The 4,254-nt window shown below is 44.5% G+C and carries 4 protein-coding genes; all 4 read left to right on the top strand.

Going from position 1 to position 4,254, the window contains the following annotated elements; genetic code table 11:
* On the top strand, window positions 1–818 hold an 818-nt coding region (locus PHP87_RS11020; protein WP_299921318.1), incomplete at its 5' end, for a chemotaxis protein CheW.
* A gap of 61 nt (window positions 819–879) precedes the next feature.
* Window positions 880–1,377, top strand: a complete 498-nt coding sequence (locus tag PHP87_RS11015) for a chemotaxis protein CheW (RefSeq protein ID WP_299921316.1) — start codon at window positions 880–882, stop codon at window positions 1,375–1,377.
* A 67-nt stretch (window positions 1,378–1,444) separates the two neighbouring features.
* Entirely contained in the window at window positions 1,445–3,472 is a 2,028-nt protein-coding gene (locus tag PHP87_RS11010; RefSeq protein ID WP_299921314.1) for a methyl-accepting chemotaxis protein, read from the top strand.
* A 70-nt stretch (window positions 3,473–3,542) separates the two neighbouring features.
* On the top strand, window positions 3,543–4,254 hold a 712-nt coding region (locus tag PHP87_RS11005), incomplete at its 3' end, for a protein-glutamate O-methyltransferase CheR (protein WP_299921312.1).

Genomic DNA, 4,254 nt, shown 5'->3' with positions numbered 1-4,254 from the left:
TTATTAGGAATGCTATTGACCATGGTATTGAAAGCCCGGAAAAGCGCGCTAGTTTGGGAAAATCACCGGTAGCCCGGGTCTACCTGGAAGCTAAAAATGAGGGCGGAGATGTCTATATTATAATAAGGGATGATGGGGCAGGGTTGAATAAGGAGAAGATACTGGAACGAGCCCAAGCCCGAGGTTTGATTCAAAAACCCGACAGTAATTTGTCTGATGGAGAAATATACTCCACCATTCTATTGCCGGGTTTTTCTACTTGCGAAGAAATAAGCGAGTTTTCCGGGCGTGGTGTGGGAATGGATGTAGTGCATAAGAATATTGAGGAAATTGGGGGAACGGTGCTGGTTGACAGTACTCCCGGACAGGGAACCACTATTACTATGAAAATACCCCTGACTTTGGCCATTATAAATGGTATGCGGGTAAAGGTAGGGAACTCCATTTATATACTTCCCATTACCTCCATCAAAGAATCTTTTAAAGCAAAGCCTGATAATATCATAGTTGATCCTGACGGCAACGAAATGCTCATGCTCAGGGGTGAGTGTTATCCGGTTTTGCGCTTGCATCAAAAATTTCAGGTTGAGTCAGCATTAAAGGAGATTGCGGAAGGAATCATCGTTATTGTGCAAAACGATTCCGGAAGCATATGTTTATTAGTTGATGCCATCTTGGGAGAACAACAGGTAGTAGTTAAGGCTCTGCCCAAATTCATTGGCAAAATAGCCGGTATCAGTGCTTGTACCTTACTGGCGGATGGCAGAGCTTGCCTTATTATTGATGTGGCAAACCTGATTAATCCCAACAAAGGTTAAATGACTAAAAGCAATGAGTGGGGGAAGTGAGTTTATTAAATTAGGGAGAGGGGTGGATAGTGTGTCAGAAATACTGGATGAAGCAGTAATGCAGGAGGAAGATACCCAAAAGGGGAAGTTCTTAACCTTCTTGGTAGGAAAGGAGGAGTATGGAATCGAGATAAAATATGTTACTGAGATAATAGGTGGCATACAAGCCATTACTGAAATACCGGATGTACCGGAATATGTTAAAGGCATAATCAATCTTAGGGGCAAAATCGTTCCTGTTATGGATGTAAACCTGCGCTTTAATAAAGGAGCTCGTGACTATAATGATCGCACCTGCATAATAGTTATCGATATTGAAGAACTTTCTGTAGGTCTTATTGTTGACAATGTAGCGGAAGTGATATCCATTGCTGATACAGATATAGTACCCCCACCTGATGTTCGTGCTGGTTTTCATAACCGTTATATAAAAGGGATTGGAAAAATAGGCAGTGAGGTCAAGTTGATCCTTGATTGCCAGCGTTTGCTCAATACTGAAGAACTAGAAAACCTTGACTACATAAGCTAATAGGCATAAGTGGAAGAGAAGTTTAGTTGTGAAAGGCATCGAAACTGGAGAGGAGGCTGAATTTAAAATGGCTGGGAAAAAAAGCAATATGGATAGCTCAGAAGCAAAAATTAAAGAAGAACTAATTGGAATGGGCAGTGTCCAAAACCAGGATATGGGCAAAGCTTTGCCCGAAAGAACTACAGGGGAATTGCAAGAGGAAATCAACCTGCTGGTTGAGGCAATAAAGGCAGGGCGTTTGGAAGCTCGCGCGAATGTGGAAAAGGCCAGTGGGCTTGAAAAGGAGTGCTTGCTGGGAATAAATCAAATGCTGGATGCGGTTATTGGGCCTCTTAATGTGGCGGCCGACTATGTGGAGCGGATATCGCGGGGTGATATCCCACCAATAATTACGGATAGTTACAATGGTGATTTCAATGCCATAAAAAACAATCTGAATACCTGCATCGAGGCAGTGAATTTGCTGATAGCTGATGCCAACCTGCTGGCCCGGGCTGCGGTGGAAGGACGGCTGGATACGCGGGCTGATGCCTCCCGGCATCATGGAGACTTTCGGGCCATAGTGGAAGGTGTAAACCATACCCTGGATGCGGTTATTGGGCCTCTTAATGTGGCGGCCGACTATGTGGAGCGAATATCACGGGGTGATATCCCACCAATAATTACGGATAGTTACAATGGTGATTTCAATGCCATAAAAAACAATCTGAATACCTGCATCGAGGCAGTGAATTTGCTGATAGCTGATGCCAACCTGCTGGCCCGGGCTGCGGTGGAAGGACGACTGAATACGCGGGCTGATGCTTCCCGGCATCATGGAGACTTCCGGGCCATAGTGGAAGGTGTAAACCATACCCTGGATGCGGTTATTGGGCCTATGAAGGAAATATCGGCAGTGATGAGAGAAATGGAACAAGGCCACCTGGGTGTTATTGTTAGGGGAGACTACAAGGGAGATTTCAAGCTGGTAAAGGACACACTAAACAGTACCATTGAGGCCCTTAAGAACTATGTAAACGAAATTTCCAGCGTTTTAACCCAAATGGCTCGTAATAACCTGGATGTAGAAATAAGTCAGGATTTCCGGGGTGATTTTAGCGCTATCAAGGATTCACTTAATTATATTATAACTTCATGGAATGAAACCATGAGCGGTATCAATATGGCTTCTGATCAAGTAGCCAATGGTTCGGCCCAGGTAGCGCGCTCCAGCCAGTTTCTAGCTCAGGGGGCAGCCGAACAATCTAGTGCTATTGAACAGTTAACTGCTTCCATAACTCAGATAGCTGCTCAGACCAACCAGAATGCAGCTTATGCTAACCAGGCTAATGATTTAGCCTTGACTGCCCGTGATAATGCCATAAAAGGGAATGAAGAAATGAAAAACATGCTGGAAGCAATGGAAGCCATAAATGAATCTTCCAACAATATTTCCAAAATAATTAAAGTAATTGACGAAATCGCCTTTCAAACTAATATTTTGGCTTTGAATGCAGCGGTCGAGGCGGCCCGGGCAGGACAGCATGGTAAAGGTTTTGCGGTGGTGGCCGAGGAAGTGCGAAACCTGGCAGCCCGCAGTGCTAGCGCCGCCCGAGAAACTACCGATATGATAGTGGGTTCTATTAAGAAAACCGGAGCCGGAACCAGAATAGCCAACGAAACCGCCGAAGCCCTGGGTAAAATTGTGGAAGGAGTAACCAGAATGGTTGCTCTGGTGGGAGATATCGCAGTTGCCTCCAATGACCAGGCTACCGGCATATCCCAGATAGATAAGGGAGTAGAGCAGATCTCCCAGGTAGTGCAAAGCAATGCTGCTACTGCTGAGGAAAGCGCTTCTGCTGCCGAGGAATTGTCCAGTCAGGCCGTTTTAATGAAGGATGAAGTCGGTAAGTTTACCTTAAAAAAGAGAAATGAGCGTGCTATACAATTATCCGACCTGAGCCCGGAGATGTTAGCCCTGGTAAAAGAGCTACTGCAAAAACAGAAGATAATGCAGACGGTAGACAGTAGAGAGCCCAGAGCCATAGAAACTGCTTCCCAAGGTAATTCCAGACTGCAAATCTCACTAAGCGATAACGAGTTCGATAAATACTAGGTTATGATTCAATCATTTCAATCGACTTACCTTGTAGGAGGGGGTTTATGTGAAAAGTAGGTGATAGTATATGATTAACTTATCACAACAGGAGTTTCATTGGCTAGCTGATTATGTTTATAATTATTGCGGTATTGATTTGAAACAGAAAAAACACCTGATTGAAAGCCGTTTGAGCAATCATTTGCTGGAAACGGGGTTTTCCAGCTTTGTCGGCTATTATAGACACTTGCTGCAGGATTCCACTGGGGAAAGCATTACCGCTATGTTGGATCGTATTACCACCAATCACACTTACTTTATGCGGGAAAGCCAACACTTTGACTTTTTCCGGGATAGGGTACTGCCCGAGCTGTTGAGCAAAGTGAAAAACCGGGATCTCCGCATCTGGAGTGCCGGTTGCAGCAGTGGTGAGGAGGCCTATACCCTGGCTATGGTAATTAGTGATTTCTTTAGCTCTCAACAGGCAGCATGGGATACACGGATATTGGCTACCGACATTTCCACGCGAGCTCTGCAAAAAGCTAAGGAGGCAGTTTATACGGAGGAGCAAATAGAAGCTTTGCCTGCTGGTTGGAAACTACGGTATTTTCAGGAGATTAACCGGGATAGTTTCAGGATAAAAGAAAAAATTAGAAGACAAGTCATTTATCGTCGGTTCAACCTGATGGAAAGCCCCTTTCCTTTTAAAAAAGCATTTCAGGTTATTTTTTGTCGCAATGTTTTGATATATTTTGATTCCAGCACCAGGAGCAAGCTGATTCAGCGTTTTTACGACTCTA

The organism is Syntrophomonas sp. (assembly GCF_028707975.1).
Taxonomy (GTDB): domain Bacteria; phylum Bacillota; class Syntrophomonadia; order Syntrophomonadales; family Syntrophomonadaceae; genus Syntrophomonas.
Note: the sequence above shows the minus strand (reverse complement) of the source record. Positions and strands in the feature narration are given on the sequence as shown.